Annotated in this window: 11 protein-coding genes and 1 pseudogene; 2 read left to right on the top strand and 10 right to left on the bottom strand. The window is 68.6% G+C overall.

Features of this window, described 5'->3' with window-relative positions; all coding sequences use genetic code 11:
* Positions 1-2 precede the first annotated feature (2 nt).
* The 8 genes from AC07R7_RS01510 to AC07R7_RS01475 form a co-directional block, all read right to left on the bottom strand.
* The gene (locus AC07R7_RS01510) at positions 3-1,511 is read right to left on the bottom strand and encodes an amidase (protein ID WP_492883462.1); all 1,509 of its coding nucleotides are present in this window, start codon (positions 1,509-1,511) and stop codon (positions 3-5) included.
* A gap of 132 nt (positions 1,512-1,643) precedes the next feature.
* Entirely contained in the window at positions 1,644-2,432 is a 789-nt protein-coding gene (locus AC07R7_RS01505; RefSeq protein ID WP_494633798.1) for a thioesterase family protein, read from the bottom strand.
* A gap of 66 nt (positions 2,433-2,498) precedes the next feature.
* Positions 2,499-4,181 (bottom strand): M56 family metallopeptidase, encoded by a 1,683-nt coding sequence (locus tag AC07R7_RS01500; protein WP_494633797.1) that lies wholly within the window; start codon positions 4,179-4,181, stop codon positions 2,499-2,501.
* Positions 4,178-4,564 carry a BlaI/MecI/CopY family transcriptional regulator gene (locus tag AC07R7_RS01495; RefSeq protein ID WP_492883468.1) on the bottom strand — a complete coding sequence of 129 codons (387 nt, stop codon included), beginning with the start codon at positions 4,562-4,564 and terminating at the stop codon, positions 4,178-4,180. Before AC07R7_RS01495 ends, AC07R7_RS01500 begins: the two co-directional genes overlap by 4 nt.
* 97 nt (positions 4,565-4,661) lie before the next feature.
* Positions 4,662-4,868, bottom strand: coding sequence for a hypothetical protein (locus AC07R7_RS01490; RefSeq protein ID WP_492834897.1), 207 nt, complete (start codon positions 4,866-4,868; stop codon positions 4,662-4,664).
* Positions 4,869-5,014: 146 nt separating this feature from the next.
* Complete coding sequence (locus AC07R7_RS01485) at positions 5,015-7,231, bottom strand: S9 family peptidase (protein WP_494633795.1); 2,217 nt, start codon at positions 7,229-7,231, stop codon at positions 5,015-5,017.
* A 65-nt stretch (positions 7,232-7,296) separates the two neighbouring features.
* On the bottom strand, positions 7,297-8,166 hold the full coding sequence (locus tag AC07R7_RS01480) for a polysaccharide deacetylase family protein (protein WP_492883472.1): 870 nt from the start codon (positions 8,164-8,166) through the stop codon (positions 7,297-7,299).
* Between the two features lie 162 nt (positions 8,167-8,328).
* The gene (locus AC07R7_RS01475; RefSeq protein ID WP_494633793.1) at positions 8,329-9,561 is read right to left on the bottom strand and encodes an SGNH/GDSL hydrolase family protein; all 1,233 of its coding nucleotides are present in this window, start codon (positions 9,559-9,561) and stop codon (positions 8,329-8,331) included.
* A 311-nt stretch (positions 9,562-9,872) separates the two neighbouring features.
* Here AC07R7_RS01475 and AC07R7_RS01470 point away from each other — a divergent pair, with 311 nt between their 5' ends.
* A complete protein-coding gene (locus AC07R7_RS01470; protein ID WP_494633791.1) occupies positions 9,873-10,208 on the top strand; it encodes a hypothetical protein in 336 nt (111 codons plus the stop codon).
* Here the strand turns inward: AC07R7_RS01470 and lepB are convergent.
* On the bottom strand, positions 10,205-10,978 hold the full coding sequence (lepB, locus tag AC07R7_RS01465; RefSeq protein WP_494633789.1) for a signal peptidase I: 774 nt from the start codon (positions 10,976-10,978) through the stop codon (positions 10,205-10,207). The two genes, AC07R7_RS01470 and lepB, sit on opposite strands and share 4 nt — an antisense overlap.
* Positions 10,979-11,094: 116 nt before the next feature.
* Here lepB and AC07R7_RS01460 point away from each other — a divergent pair.
* Positions 11,095-11,216, top strand: a pseudogene (locus AC07R7_RS01460) (hypothetical protein); the annotation flags it as partial.
* Here the strand turns inward: AC07R7_RS01460 and AC07R7_RS01455 are convergent.
* On the bottom strand, positions 11,213-13,594 hold the full coding sequence (locus tag AC07R7_RS01455) for a TonB-dependent receptor (protein WP_494633787.1): 2,382 nt from the start codon (positions 13,592-13,594) through the stop codon (positions 11,213-11,215). The pseudogene AC07R7_RS01460 and the gene AC07R7_RS01455 sit on opposite strands and share 4 nt — an antisense overlap.
* Positions 13,595-13,665: the final 71 nt, after the last annotated feature.

The following is a 13,665-nucleotide window of genomic DNA, read 5'->3' as shown; positions in this document are numbered from 1 at the left end:
CTCTACGGTGCGATCGTCTTGATGAAGGTCGGCGCCTTGCGATGGTGCGTCGCCTGCTCGTACGCGTAGCCCAGGCCCAGCAGCAGCTTCTCGCTCCAGGCCGGGCCGATGAACGAGAGGCCGACCGGCAGGCCGGTGACGGCGCCCATCGGCACGGTCAGGTGCGGATAGCCAGCCACGGCGGGCAGGGTGGTCGACGAGCCGCCATAGTTGTCGCCGTTCAGCGGATCGATGGTCCAGGCCGGGCCGGTGGTCGGGGCGACGATCGCCACCGCGCCGGTGTCCTTGAGAATCTTGTCGATACCCTCGGGGCCGGCCAGGCGCTTCGAATCCGCCAGGGCCTTCAGGTAGTCGGGATCGGAGAGGCCCTTGGTCTTCTCGGCCCGCTCGAAGCTCTCCTGGCCGAACCATTCGAACTCCTTGGGCGTCGCCTTGTTGAAGGCGATCAGGTCGGCCAGCGTGCGGCTGGGGACCTTCTTCGGATCGGTCGAGGAGAGATAGGCGGCCATGTCGGCCTTCAGCTCGGTGTAGAGCACCACGCCCTCGGCCTTGCCGATCGGGCCTTCATCGAAGTCCTTCACATCGACCAGGATCGCGCCCTGGTCCCGCAGGTCCTTCAGCGCCGCCTCGAACACGGCGTCGGTGTTGGGCGAATAGCCCGTGTAGAACCGGGCCACGGCCAGCTTGACGCCCTTCAGCGCGTCCTTGGAGAGGCCGGCCGCATAGTCGGTCTTGCGGGCGTCGGCCTCTCTGGTCGCGGGATCGGCGGGGTCGCCGCCGGCGATGATGGTCAGCACCTTGGCGGCGTCCTCGACCGTGGCGGTCATCGGGCCGGCGGTGTCCTGGCTGTGGCTGATCGGCACGATATGGGTGCGCGATACCAGGCCCACGGTCGGCTTGAGGCCCACCAGGCCGTTGATCGCGGCCGGGCAGGTGATCGAGCCGTCGGTTTCGGTGCCGATGGCCAGGGGCGCCAGGCCCGCCGCCACCGCCGCGGCCGAGCCGCTGGACGAGCCGCAGGCGCTGCGGTCCAGGACGTACGGATTGCGCACCGTGCCGCCCACCGCGCTCCAGCCGCTGATCGACTTGCCCGAGCGGATATTGGCCCATTCCGACAGGTTGGCCTTGCCCAGCATGACCAGGCCCGCGTCGCGCAGGCGCTTGGCGATCGGCGCGTCGCGGCCAGTGATGTTGTCCTTCAGCGCCAGTGAGCCGGCCGTGGTGGGCAGCGGATCGGCGCTCTCGATATTGTCCTTCAGCAGGATCGGCGCGCCGTGCAGGGGCGAGCGGACCTTGCCGGCCTTGCGCTCGGCGTCGAGAGCCTTGGCGTCGGAAAGGGCGTTTGGGTTGGTGGCGATCACCGCGTGCAGGACGGGGTTCTTGTCCTTGATGACCGCGAGATAGGCCTTGGTCGCCTGTTCGGCGGTCTGGGCTTGCGCGGTCCCGGCGAGCAGGGCGAGGGCGGCGGCGCCGGCCAGATACGCGGAAGGCAGGCAGGCGAACTTGGTCATGGACGTTTCCCCGAATTCGAGCCGGGACCGTGGCCCGAAACCTCGCCCTTCGACAAGCTCAGGGTGAGGTTTCCATCGAGCGGCTCAAAAGTAGCCCTCGCCCTGAGCTTGTCGAAGGGCGGGGGCGGCTGTTCAGGCGAAGACCGCCACGTTCTGGCGCGCCAGGACCAGCGGGAGGCCATTCCGGTCCCACAGGTGCATCTCCTGGGTGGAATAGCCTTCACCGACGGTCTCGGCCTTGGTGCGCAACAGGCGCCAGCCGTCGTCGTCCTCGGCGGGAAGGCCGACCACGTCCATCGCCCAGGTCATGGTCGAGATCGGGGCGAACTGAGTGAACAGGGCCATGGCCGGAGGCGGCGGCATGTCGGCCAGGGCGATCAGGGCCGATAGCGAGCGGGCCGCTGGGTCGCGGTGACGGATCCACAGCAGGTATTCGGGATCCCCGCCGGCCAGCGGTCGCGTGCCGCCCGCCTTGCGCACCTCGAACTGGGCCGAGAAATGCGGCGCGCCCTGGCGGCTCTCCGGAAAGAAGGATTCGCAGGCCTCGGGCGCCACGACGTCAGGGGCGGGGACCTCGCTGTGCGACAGCGTCGAGGCCCGCGCCGCGCCGAAGGTCAGGACCCCGTGGGTGGCCACGCCCTGCTCGCCGACCAGGTCGACGGCGACGAACAGGGTCGACTTGCCCTGGCGCAGCGGCTTGACCTGGATGGCCAGTTCTCCAGACGCGGGGCCGACGAAGGCGAACTGGGCCGAGCGCAGGGGCGGGGCCTCCGGGAAGGTCCGCAGCGCCGCTTCGACGCAGAGCGCCGCCGACAGCCCGCCATAGGTGGTCCGGCCCTGCTTCCAGTCGTCGGTGACGAAGGCGGAAAAGCCGGACTCGGTGGCGGCGACGGCGGCGATCAGGTCGGTATAGAGCGTCATGCGAAAGAGGTTCGTTTTCTTTCGCTACGGAAGTCAAGCGCCGTTGTCGCCCCGGATTGGGGGATCTCAGCTCGGCTTGCGCGACCGGGCTTCCAACTCGTCGGCTCGGCGCTCCATGTCCTTGGCCTTGTCCGGCAACGTCTCGGCCAAGTCGCGCAGTTCGGCGTCGGTGACCGTGCCGCCGCGCTCGCGGTTTTCGGCGATCTGCTTGGCGCGATAGGCCGGGTCGCGCAAGCGGACGGCTTCCTCGCGCATCTGCTGGGCGCCGCGCCGCATCTGCACGGCGCCGTTGGCCATGTGGATGCGGGCGTTGGCGACCTGACGCATGGCCTGTTCGCGAGCGCGTTCGCCGATGATGCGAGCCTGCTCGCCGGCGAGGCGGGCCTGTTCGGCGCCCATCCGCGCGCCCTCGGCGGCCTGGCGGGCGACGTCGGCCTGGGCGCGCGCCATGTCCGAGAGGCGACGGGCTTCGTCGGCGCGGACACGGTTCTGGTCGGCCTGGCGACGCTCGATATCGGCCTCGATACGGGCCTGTTCGGCCTCCTGGCGCGCCTGATCGGCTTCGGCGCGCGCCTGGTCGGCGGCCACACGCTCTGCGCCCGTGGGGACGCGGTAGTAGCTGTAGACGTAGCCGGACTTGTAGGTGGGCGGTTCGGGCGGCGGGGCAGGGGGCGCCGGCGGGGTCGGCGCGGCGGGCGCGCTGACCGGCGGGGCGGGGGGAGCCGGGGGCGCGGCCATCGGCGCGGGCGGCGACGGGGGAGCCGGAGCCGGAGGCGGCGGCGGAGCGACCCATTCCTGGTGCGTCAGGCCCAGGGCGGCCAGCGGCGTGGCGACGGCGGCCAGGGCGACGACGCTGAGGGCGACGGTCACGGGGCGGCGACGTAAAGCGGTATGGGTCATGATGTGGGCGATCCTTGTCTTCAGCGTGCGGGCGCTGGCGGCCATCGCGGTTGCGGGACGGGGGCTCATCAGGCGGGCGGTGGGGTGAGACGCCAGGCGCACCAGCGTCCGAGCATAGAGGGTGCGATCGACGGTCTCGAGCGCGACGGCGTCGGCGGTTTCTTCCGAGCGTTCGGCCAGCACGGCGTGCAGGCGCCAGACCAGCGGGTTGAACCAGAACAGCGCCAGGGCCAGGCGCGACAGGATCAGGAAGATCCAGTCCTGGCGACGCAGGTGGGCCAGTTCATGGGCCAGGATAGCGCGGGCGGCGTGACGCTCATCCAGGCTGGCGGGATCGACGACGATGAAGCCGGGCGCGACGCCCCAGCTCAACGGACTGGTGATGCGTTCGCTGGCGATCAGGCGCGGACGGTCTTCCTCGGGCGACAGGTCTTCCAGCGGTTCCAGCCAGGCCTGGTGCTCGACCGGACGGCCCTGGCGGGTCCAGCGGTCGAGGGTCAGCAGGCCCAGCAGCAACTGGCCGATCACGGCCGCCACGCCCAGCAGCCACAGGCCGCCGACCAACTGGGCCGACGGCGGCCAGGACGGGGCGACGGGAGTCGAAGCGGCGTCGGCGGCCATGGTCGCGCCTTCCACCGGGACGTAGGGCGCGATCGGCGGCAGCAGGGCCAGGTCCAGGGCCGGCAGAACGTTCATGATCACGGGAATGGCCAGCAGCAGGCCGACCGTGGCGCGCAGGATGTCCACGCGGTCGACCGGGCGCTGGGCCAGGAAGCGGGCGCAGGCCAGGCCCGCGCCAGCGACGACGCTGGACTTGACCAGCAGCGAAAGGAGAAGCGTCCAGGTCACGACCTGTCCTCCATGGGCCGCTCCACGGCCTTGTCGATGACCCGCTCCAGGGCGGCGGCTTCCTCGGTGGTCAGGCGCTGACCCAGGCCCAGGAGGGCGGTGGCGGCGCTGGCGGCCGAGCCGGCGAAGAAGGTGTCGATGACCCGCTTCAGCGCGCTGGCCGCGACGGCCTCGGGTTGCGGGGCGGGGCGGTAGACGAAGCCGTCGGGACCGGCCTCGCGCTCGACCAGGCCCTTGGCCTCCAGGCGCGAGAGCATGGTGCGGATGGCCGAGTCGCTGATCGGGTCGGACAGGGCGCTACGCACGTTGGCGACGGCGCCGGTCTCCAGGCGACAGAGGGTCTCGAAGACCTCGCGTTCGCGTCGGGGGAGGGATTCGATCATGGCGGCTTCCGTTATCCGGTGTCCGCTACATGTGTAGCGCTACGTCTGTAGCGCGGCTAGCCTGCGATGCGTGAATTCGGCGTAATGTCGGAGCGGCCTAGTGCAGCGTCGTGCTGGCCAGCATCCAGCTTGAGAACGTGCGGTTGTCACGTTCGTCGCGCTGTTCTTCCAGGCCCATCTCTTCCAGCATGATCGCCGCCAGCAGCCATTCCTCGAGTTCCGAGGCCGAGGCGCGGCCGTCCTCCAGCGCTTCCTTCACGGTCGCGATCAGCTGCTCGATGGCTTCGTCGGTCGTCTTCGCCACAACGCGCTCCTCGGGAATCCACTGTGGCGTAACGTAGAGCGTGGTTCGCGGTTCAGGCCTGCGACAAAGCGGCATGTGGGTGGAGCATTGAGTCGCAGGCCCCTCGCGCGCCCCTGTGTGACGGGACCGCGCGAGGGGCTTGGAGCCTACTGGCCCTTCAGCTTGCGGTCGAAGAACTCCAGGTGCGTGTTCAGCACGCTGAGTCCCTTGGTCTTGCTGCCGGGCGCGCTGTGGCGCTCGCCGGGATAGAGCGCCATCTCGAACGGGATGGCCTTCTTCTGCAGGGCCGCGATGACGCGGGTGCTGTTCTCGAAGATCACGTTGTCGTCGGCCATGCCGTGCAGCAGCAACAGGCTGCCGGGCTTCAGCTTGTCCAGGCGCGTGTTGATGTCCGAATAGGCGTAGCCGGCCTTGTTGTCGGCGGGCGTCCCCATGTAGCGCTCGGTATAGGCCGTGTCGTAGAGGCCCCATTCGGTCGGCGGAGCGCCGGCCGCGCCGGCCTTGAACGGGGTGTTGTCGGCGGTCAGCAGCATCAGGGTCATGAAGCCGCCGTACGACCAGCCCATCACGCCCAGCTTGTCGGCGTCGACATAGGGCAGGCTCTGCAGGAACTTGGCGCCCTGCAGCTGGTCGTCGACCTCCACCGTGCCGAGGTTGCGGTCGAGGGCGCGCTTGAAGGCCGCCGAGCGGTTGCCGCTGCCGCGATTGTCCAGCTTGAAGACCACGTAGCCGGCCTCGAGATAGGTGCGCTCGCTCGGGCTATGCCAGCTCTTGGTGACGCGCTGGGCGTGCGGGCCGCCATAGACCGAGACGATGGCCGGGTACTTCTTGGCCGGATCGAAGCCGGTGGGCTTGAGGATCTCGTAGTACAGGGCCGAGCCGTCGGCGGCCTTCAGCGAGCCGTATTCCGGAACCGGCAGGGTCGAGGCGTAGGGCCAGTAGGCGTGGCCCTCGGCCAGCTTGTTTTCCTCGATCCAGCGCACAAGCTTGCCGTCGGCCGAATAGAGCGCCGTCTGAGGCGGGGTCTTGGGATCGCTGTAGGAGCCGGCGAAGGCGCCGCCAGCCTCGGCCACCTTGGCCGACCACCAGCCGCCGCCCGAGGTCAGGGCCTTGGGCTTGCCGGGCTTGGCGTAGCTCACCTCATAGATGCGGCGCTCCAGCGGGCTGTCCATCGAGGCGCCGAAGATGGCGACCTTGCGGGCCTCGTCGACGCCTTCCAGCTTGTCGACCGGCCAGTCGCCCTTGGTGATCTGGGCGATCAGCTTGCCGTCGGCGGCGTAGCGGTAGAGGTGGCTGGCGCCGTCCCGTTCCGAACCCCACAGGAAGGTCCCGTCCTTCAGCGCCTTGAAGTTGTCGAGCAGCTCGATGAAGTGGGTGTCGGTCTCGGTCAGGATGGTCTTGCCCGCGCCGGTGGCCGGGTCGAAGGCGATCAGGTCCAGGGTCTTCTGGTCGCGCGAGAGACGCTGGACATAGACGGTCTTGCCGTCCTGGGCCCAGGCGACGCGGGCGACATAGATGTCCTTGTTGGCGCCGAGATCCAGCTGGACCACCTTGCCCGAGGCCAGGTCGCGGACGAACAGGTCGACGATGGCGTTGGGGCGGCCGGCGCGCGGATAGCGCTGGTTGACCACGGTGGCGCCGGTCGGGCCGATGTCCGCGCGCGGCACGATGTCGACGCCGTTCTCGTCGACACGGGCATAGACGATGCGGGCCTCGTCCGGGCTCCACCAGTAGCCGGTCGCGCGGGAGAGTTCTTCCTGGGCGATGAACTCGGCGACGCCGAACGACAGGGCGTTCTTGCCCTCGGTGGTCAGGGCCTTCTCGGGCCCGCCGTTCACGGGCTTGATGTAGAGGTTCTGGTCGCGGACGTAGCTGACATAGGCGCCCTTGGGCGAGACCTTGGCGTCGACCTCGTCGCCTGGGGTTTCGGTCAGGCGGGTGACCTTGCCGTCGGCGATGCTGTCCAGATAGAGGTCGCCATCCAGCGGCACCAGGATGAAGCGACCCTGCTTGTCCCAGCTGTATTCGACGATGCCGCGGGCCGAGACGCGGGCGCGTTCGCGACGGGCTTTCTCGGCCTCCGAAAGTTCCTTGGCCCCCGACGACAGCGCCGCCGAGTCGATCAGGCGATAGGGCTCGCCGCCCTTCACGTCGGCCGCCCACAGATCCTGGACATTGGCCGCCTCGGCCTTGCCCTTCAGATAGGTGACGCGCTTGCCGTCCGGCGACAGGGCCACGCCCTTGGCGGTCGGGCCGCTCAGGTTGGGGTCGGCGAAGACGCGCTGTGGGGTGAGTTTTTCCGCCATGGCGGGGGTAGCGAGGGCGAGGACGGCCGCGAGCGCCGTGAGCGAGGGCTTGATCATGGCGCGGGACGCTATGCGGGAGCGTCGCCGTTGTCAGCAGGGAAGTTGTTGCGACCTTGAAACGCTCAGCGGCACATTTCACCGACGGCCTTCACATCCACCGGATCGGGCGGGACCGGCAGGCCCTTGGCCTTCAGGGCGTCCTCCAGCGTGGTCGGTTCGGGCGGCAGGCCGGGGTCGACGTCGGTTCGATAGAACGGATGACCCTCGGCCTTGGCGAGGGTTGTGAAGCCGAAGCCCCTTCTGGCGTAGAGTTTGTAGAGGCGCGGCGCCATGCGCGCGTCGAAGGCGCCGCCATGCATCAGCAGGACATAGGGGATATCCGCGCCGTACAGCGTCTTGCTCATCGCCCGCGCCCGGTCGGCGACGGCGGCCGCGGCGTCCAGATAGCGCTTCTCCAACTCGGCCACGGCGGCCTTGTCGCCCTTGGCCACGCAGCGGGCATAGGGATCGTTGAAGGCGTAGTCGGCGAAGCTCATCGTCACGCTGGCGATCTTGTAGTGGTTGGCCGCCAGCCAGGCGCGCACAGCCAAGCGTTTCTCGGGCGTGTCGCCTTCGGACAGGAACGGATAGCGCAGCCAGCGCCAGTCCTCGGCGGCCATCAGGTTCTTCAACATCGGCTCGTTGCGGGCGGCCTCGGCGGCGAACTGTTCTGGCGTCAGGTCCTTCAGGTTCTGGTGCGACCAGGTGTGGTTGCCCAGGGGCTGGCCGGCGTCGCGCCACATCTTCAGCACCGGGGTCGAGGCCGGCTCGCGCTCGGTCTGGACGCCGTTGATAAACCCGAAGGCGGGAGCCTTGGCGTCGGCGGCGGCCTTCAGCAGGTCGGCGGCGATCTGGACGCGCGTCACACCCGACGGCAGGGCGCTGTGCGCGGGCAGGTCGTCCCAGGTGAAGGCGATGACGGGTTTGTCGGCCGCATGAGCGGTGGTGGCCATGAGCGCGACGCACGCAACGCCCACCCACTTCCCGATCTCCCCGGCGAAAGTCGGGACCCAGATCGCCCCTTGAGCGTTGGCGGGTTTGGCTGAGGTTTTGGGCGCGTACACGTCTGATTCCCCGGATGGATCTGGGCCCCGGCCTTCGCCGGGGAGATCGGATTATTTGTTGGTCGCGTTGAACAAACTCAGCGGCACCGCGTCCGCCATGGCCTTGTAGCCCGCCAGGTTGGGGTGCAGGCCGTCGTTGTCATAGGCGGACAGCAGGTGGGTCGGGTTGGCGGGGTCGCGCAGGGCCTTGTCCCAGTCGATCACGCCGTCGAAGTTCCCAGGCGCGCGGATCCAGGCGTTGATCGCCTGGCGGTCGGCCTCGCTCTCCGGGCCGGGATGGTAATAGGCCGAGCGGCCATAGGGCAGGATGGTCGCGCCGATGACCTTGATCCCCCGGCCATGGGCGCGGTCGATCATCTGGCGGTAGCCGGCGATGACCTGCTCAACGAGGGCCTTGTGCGCTTCGGGCGTGGCGGGCGCCTCGCGTGTCAGGGTTCCCAGATCGTTGACGCCTTCCAGCAGCACCACATGGGTGACGCCGGCCTGGGAGAGGACGTCGCGCTCGAACCGCGCCACGGCGTTGGGACCCAGGCCGTCGAGTAGCACGCGGTTGCCGCCGATGCCGAGGTTCAGCAGGCCGATGTTCTTGCCCTTCAGCCGTTCGATCAGACCGTCGGTCCAGCGCAGGTTGGTGTTGGGCTGGACGCCGTAGCCGTCGGTGATGCTGTCGCCCAGCGCCACGATGGCGCGAGCCTTGGCCGAGACCACGTCGACGCTGGAGATCTGCAGCCAGCGGTCGGCAGTCTTGGCGCCGGGCAGATCGGCGGCGGCCACGTGATCGCCGGCCAGGACGTAGGAGGTCGCCCGCGCCCCCGGATGGCCGGTCTGGACGCTGGGGGCGGCGGCGTAGTGGAGGCTGATGGCCAAGTTGGCCAGCGGCGAGACCTTCAAGGCGACCGGATCAGACCAGTAGTCGGCGCCGGCGGGAATCGTCACCTCGGCGCGGCCGGAGAAGGTGAGGACCCGGTCCGTGGCTGGGTCGATTCGGGCGCTGGCGAGATCGGCCGAGACGGCGACATGGGCGGCCTTGATCGTCAGGGGCGCGGTCCCGAAGGCGTTGGAGAGGCGCACCCGCAGCGTCTCGCCGCCCAGGGTCAGGCGCACGATCTGGCGCAGGGTGGCGTCGGGATAGTCCTCGGCGGCGAGGCGATTCTTCTCGTCCGGCGCCATCTGGGCGCTGGCCCAGGCGCCGACCCAGCGGGGGCTCTTTAGCGACTCGGCGTGGGCGGGGAGGGCCAGGACCAGGGCCGCGCCGAATACGGCTAGCCGCGCGAGCATCTTCATCGACGTTTCTCCCCACTCCGACCTTACGATATCGGTAGCGGTAACATTGGTATGACCTCTCGCGGCCGTCGTAAAGCGCCGCCGTGCGCGGACGATCGTCAAGGCACATGCGGCAGGCCGTCGCGGCCGTCGAAAAGAGGTTGCGCCATCCGAAGTGTTAGCGCTATCAGGGATCCGTGAGGTGCCGAGCGCCTCTGCCCTTCTTGGGCGTTTCCTCCCTATTGACTTCAAGCCCGGTCGTTTGGCCGGGCTTTCTTTTTGCGCGTCGCGGAAGATGATAGTCAGGGACGAACATCGCGAGGTTTCTCCACATGGCCGCTGGCAAGCCCAAGAAGAGCGAAGTGCTCGAGGTCCGTTTGCCGTACGAGACCAAGACCGCCTTCATGGCCCGCTGCCGCGAGACACACCGCACGGCCAGCGAGGTGGTGCGGGTCTTTATCGACCAGGAACTGGAAGGGCGGGTGGCCAAGTCCCGCGCCCCCGGTCTAGCGTGGCGAGCCGTGGCGGCGGCGCTGGCGGGCCTGGCCGTCGGCGCGGTGGCCGCGCCCTCGCTCGCCCGTCCGACCACGCCCTCGCACGCGGTCTTCGAACGCCTGGACGCCAACCACGATGGCAATCTGAGCTTCGAGGAACTCAGCGGGCGCTAACGGATCGGCTTCAGCAGCCGGTCCCACTGCAGGTCCAGCCACGTCCATGGCTTGAACAGCGACGCGCCCTGTCGCCACGACACCAGCACGAACTTCGCGCGGCCGACCAGGTTCTCGGCCGGCAGCAGGCCGACGCCGCCGGCTGACGGCGCGAAGCGGCTGTCCAGCGAGTTGTCGCGGTTGTCGCCCATCACGAAATACTGGCCCGCCGGCACCACATAGGCGCCGGTGTCGTCGCCCGGCTGGCCGGGCCCGCCGTCATAGGTGACATAGGCGCGGCCGTTCGGCGTCCGCTCGCCCAGTTGCAGAACGGTGCGGTCCGGCGCGTCGTGGTCCTGGGTCATGCCCAGCGGCGTCTGGGGTATGGCGACGCCATTGACGAAGACCTGACCGTTTCGCACGTGGATGCGATCTCCCGGCAGGCCGATCACGCGCTTTATCCAGGTCTGGCCGGGATCGCGCGGCAGGCGGAAGACGACCACGTCGCCGCGCTGGGCCAGGCGCTCCAGGAACCGGCCCTTGAACAGCGGCGGATTGAGCGGGAACGAGGCCCGGCTCCAGCCATACGACGACTTGGAGACCACGATGTAGTCGCCGGTCACCAGTCCCGGCTCCATCGAGGACGAGGGGATGGTGAAGGGCTGGAAGATCACGACCCGCAGGATCAGGGCGATGGCGAGCGCCAAGCCCACGGTGCGGAGAATCTCGACGAACTCGCGCCAAGCGTTGGCGGAGGGCGGGGCTATGTCGGGGGAGGTGATGTCGGTCATGTCTCGACCAAGCCTCGCGTCGACCGCCAGCGCCAGCAAAGGCCTGTCGGGACGTCCGTGAATTCGTGTCCGGACATGAAAAAAAGGGCCGGGAGACATGCTCCCGGCCCTCCACTTCTTCTTGTCATCCCGGCCGCAGCGAAGCGGAGAGTCGGGACCCAGGGGCGACCGAGGTGCGCCGGTCCTGGGTCCCGGACAGCCTCTGCGAGGCTTCCGGGATGACAAGTTTGGGTTCTAGAAACGCTTCTTGATCGTCAGGTAGCCCTGGCGCGGGGCGCCCGGCAGCAGGGTCATGGCCGTGCCGGCGCGGTCGGCCTTGGAGGCGCCGCCCGAACCGACCGTCGAGATGTAGTCCTCGTCGCTCAGGTTGGTGACGTTGGCCTGGATCTCCAGGCCGCGCAGCATCGGGGCGGCGTTGTCGCTGAAGCGATAGCCGACCGTCAGGTCCGCGACCGTGTAGCTGTCGACCTTGCCGCCGTCGTTCTCGAACGTGTACCAGCGCGAGCCGACGTAGGAGAGGCCGGCGCGGGCATAGAGGCCGCCGTTGTCGTACTTCAGCTCGGCCTTCAGCAGGTTCTTGGGCGTGTAGATCACGTCCTTGCCCTTGGTCTTCATGGCCACCAGGCCGCCGGCGCCCGGGACGTCGTCGTCGTACTTGGAGTCGTTGTAGCTGTAGGAGCCGTACAGCGACCACTCGTCCGTCATGCGGAACTCGCCGGCCACTTCGACGCCCTTGGTCGTGACCGAGCCGACGTTCGACAGCACGGCCGGCAGGCCCAGGATCGGCGGAGCCGTCGAGGCGCTGTCCAGGCGGTTGTCGAACTTGACGTGGTAGAGGGCCGCGACGCCCTGGAAGCGGCTGGTCTTGAGGCGCAGGCCGCCCTCGAAGGTCTTCGAGGTTTCCGGCTTCAGGTTCTTGGCGACGTAGTCGACGACCGTCTGGTTCTGCGAGGCGAACGGACCCGAGGTCGCGGCCGACACGAAGGCGGCCATGTTCTCGGTGTAGCCGCCGAACACTTCGACGCCGTTGTCCAGGCTGTAGACGGCGCCGACCTGGGGCAGGAAGCTGTCCTTGCTCTCGATCTTGCCGTTCATCTTGCCGACGACCGACTTGACCTCGTTCTCGACCTTCATGGCCTTGAAGCCGAAGTTGACCTTGAACGCGTCGGTCACCGACCAGACGTCCTGCAGGTAGCCGGTCGTGGTCTTGGTGTTGAACTTGTATTCCCACGAGGTGGTGAACGGGTTGGACTGGAAGTCCAGCGAGTCACGCGACGGCGCGGCCAGGGTCTCGGCGTAGAAGCGGCGCGCCTGGGCGAAGTCGTTGTCCTCGTGCCAGAAGCCGGCGCTGATCTGGTGGCTGGCCAGGTCGACGACCAGGTTGCCGATCAGGCCCTTGCGGTCGATGTCGTACTCGGTGGTGCGGATCGACAGCGGAGCGGCCGTCGAGCCGGCCGTGCCGTAGCCCGGGCTGACCGTGTAGGGCGTGTACCACAGGCCCTGGCCCTTGTTCTTGTGGCCATAGCCGGTCAGGTCGACGCGAACATTGTCGCCGATTTTCTGCTTGAAGGTGACGGCGAACAGGTCGTCGTCACGGATGCCGGCGCCGGCGTAGTAGGCGTCGTCCGGCGTGTCGACGCCGTAAGCGCGGTAGGGGTTCACGCCCGCGCCGGTCCAGTAGCCGCCGTTCAGCAGCGGCGTGGCGCCGGCGTAGTTGGCCGGGTTGTTCAGCACGGCGGCGACGCCGACGGCCTTGGCCCAGTCGGGCTGGAAGTTGTCGAAGTCGCGGCCCAGGCGCTTGATCATGTCGAACGACATGTCCTGGTAATCCTGCTCGCGGCGTTCCGAGTGATCCCACCACGCGGTCAGCGAGCCGTTGTCGCCCAGCGGCAGCTCGATCTTGCCGTCGATCTGCAGCTGCTTCTGCTTGGAGCCGCCCTTCCACTTGTCGGCCTGCTGCTCGGCGACCGAGAGATAGCCCTTCAGGCCGTTCATCGACTCGATGGCGCCGGTGTCCAGGCGACCGAACACGCGGTGCATGTTGTCCGAGCCGACCGTGGCGTTGGCCTGCAGGCCGAAGTCATCCGTCGGGTTGCGCGAGAAGAACTGCAGCGTGCCGCCCAGGTTCGAGGTCGAGGCGGTCGACAGGGCGCCGGCGCCCTGGGCCAGCTCGATCTTGCCGATGTCCTCGCTGGCGATGGCGCGGCTGATATGCAGGCCATTGTAGTTGCCGTAGCTCATGTCGCCCAGCGGCACGCCGTCCAGGGTGAAGCCCAGGCGGCTCTGGTCGAAGCCGCGGATCGAGATGCGGGTCGACCACTCGTACGCGCCGAAGGCGTCGGCCGACTGGAACGACACGCCGGGCAGCTTCTCGATGGCCTTGAGCGGGCTGGAGCCGGCGGCCTGCAGGGCGACCTGCTGGTCGTTGACGGTCTGGACCTGGCGGCTTTCGCCGCGGCCCAGGACGATGATCGCGTCGACTTCGGTGTTTTCGGGCGCGGCGGCCGGAGCGGCGGCGTCGGCGGCGGGCTTCACGTCATCGGCGGCGAAGGCCGGGTTCGCGAACAGGCCGAGCGCGCAGGCGGCGGCGCTCAGCAACAAGGCGTGCTTCTTCATGATTATCCCCAATCCGGCCCGGACAGAAGGGGAGGGGCCGGTTGGGAGCTTGCGGTAACAGCGGTCGGCGA

The organism is Caulobacter sp. GW821-FHT05F04 (genome assembly GCF_059419665.1).
Note: the sequence above shows the minus strand (reverse complement) of the source record. Positions and strands in the feature narration are given on the sequence as shown.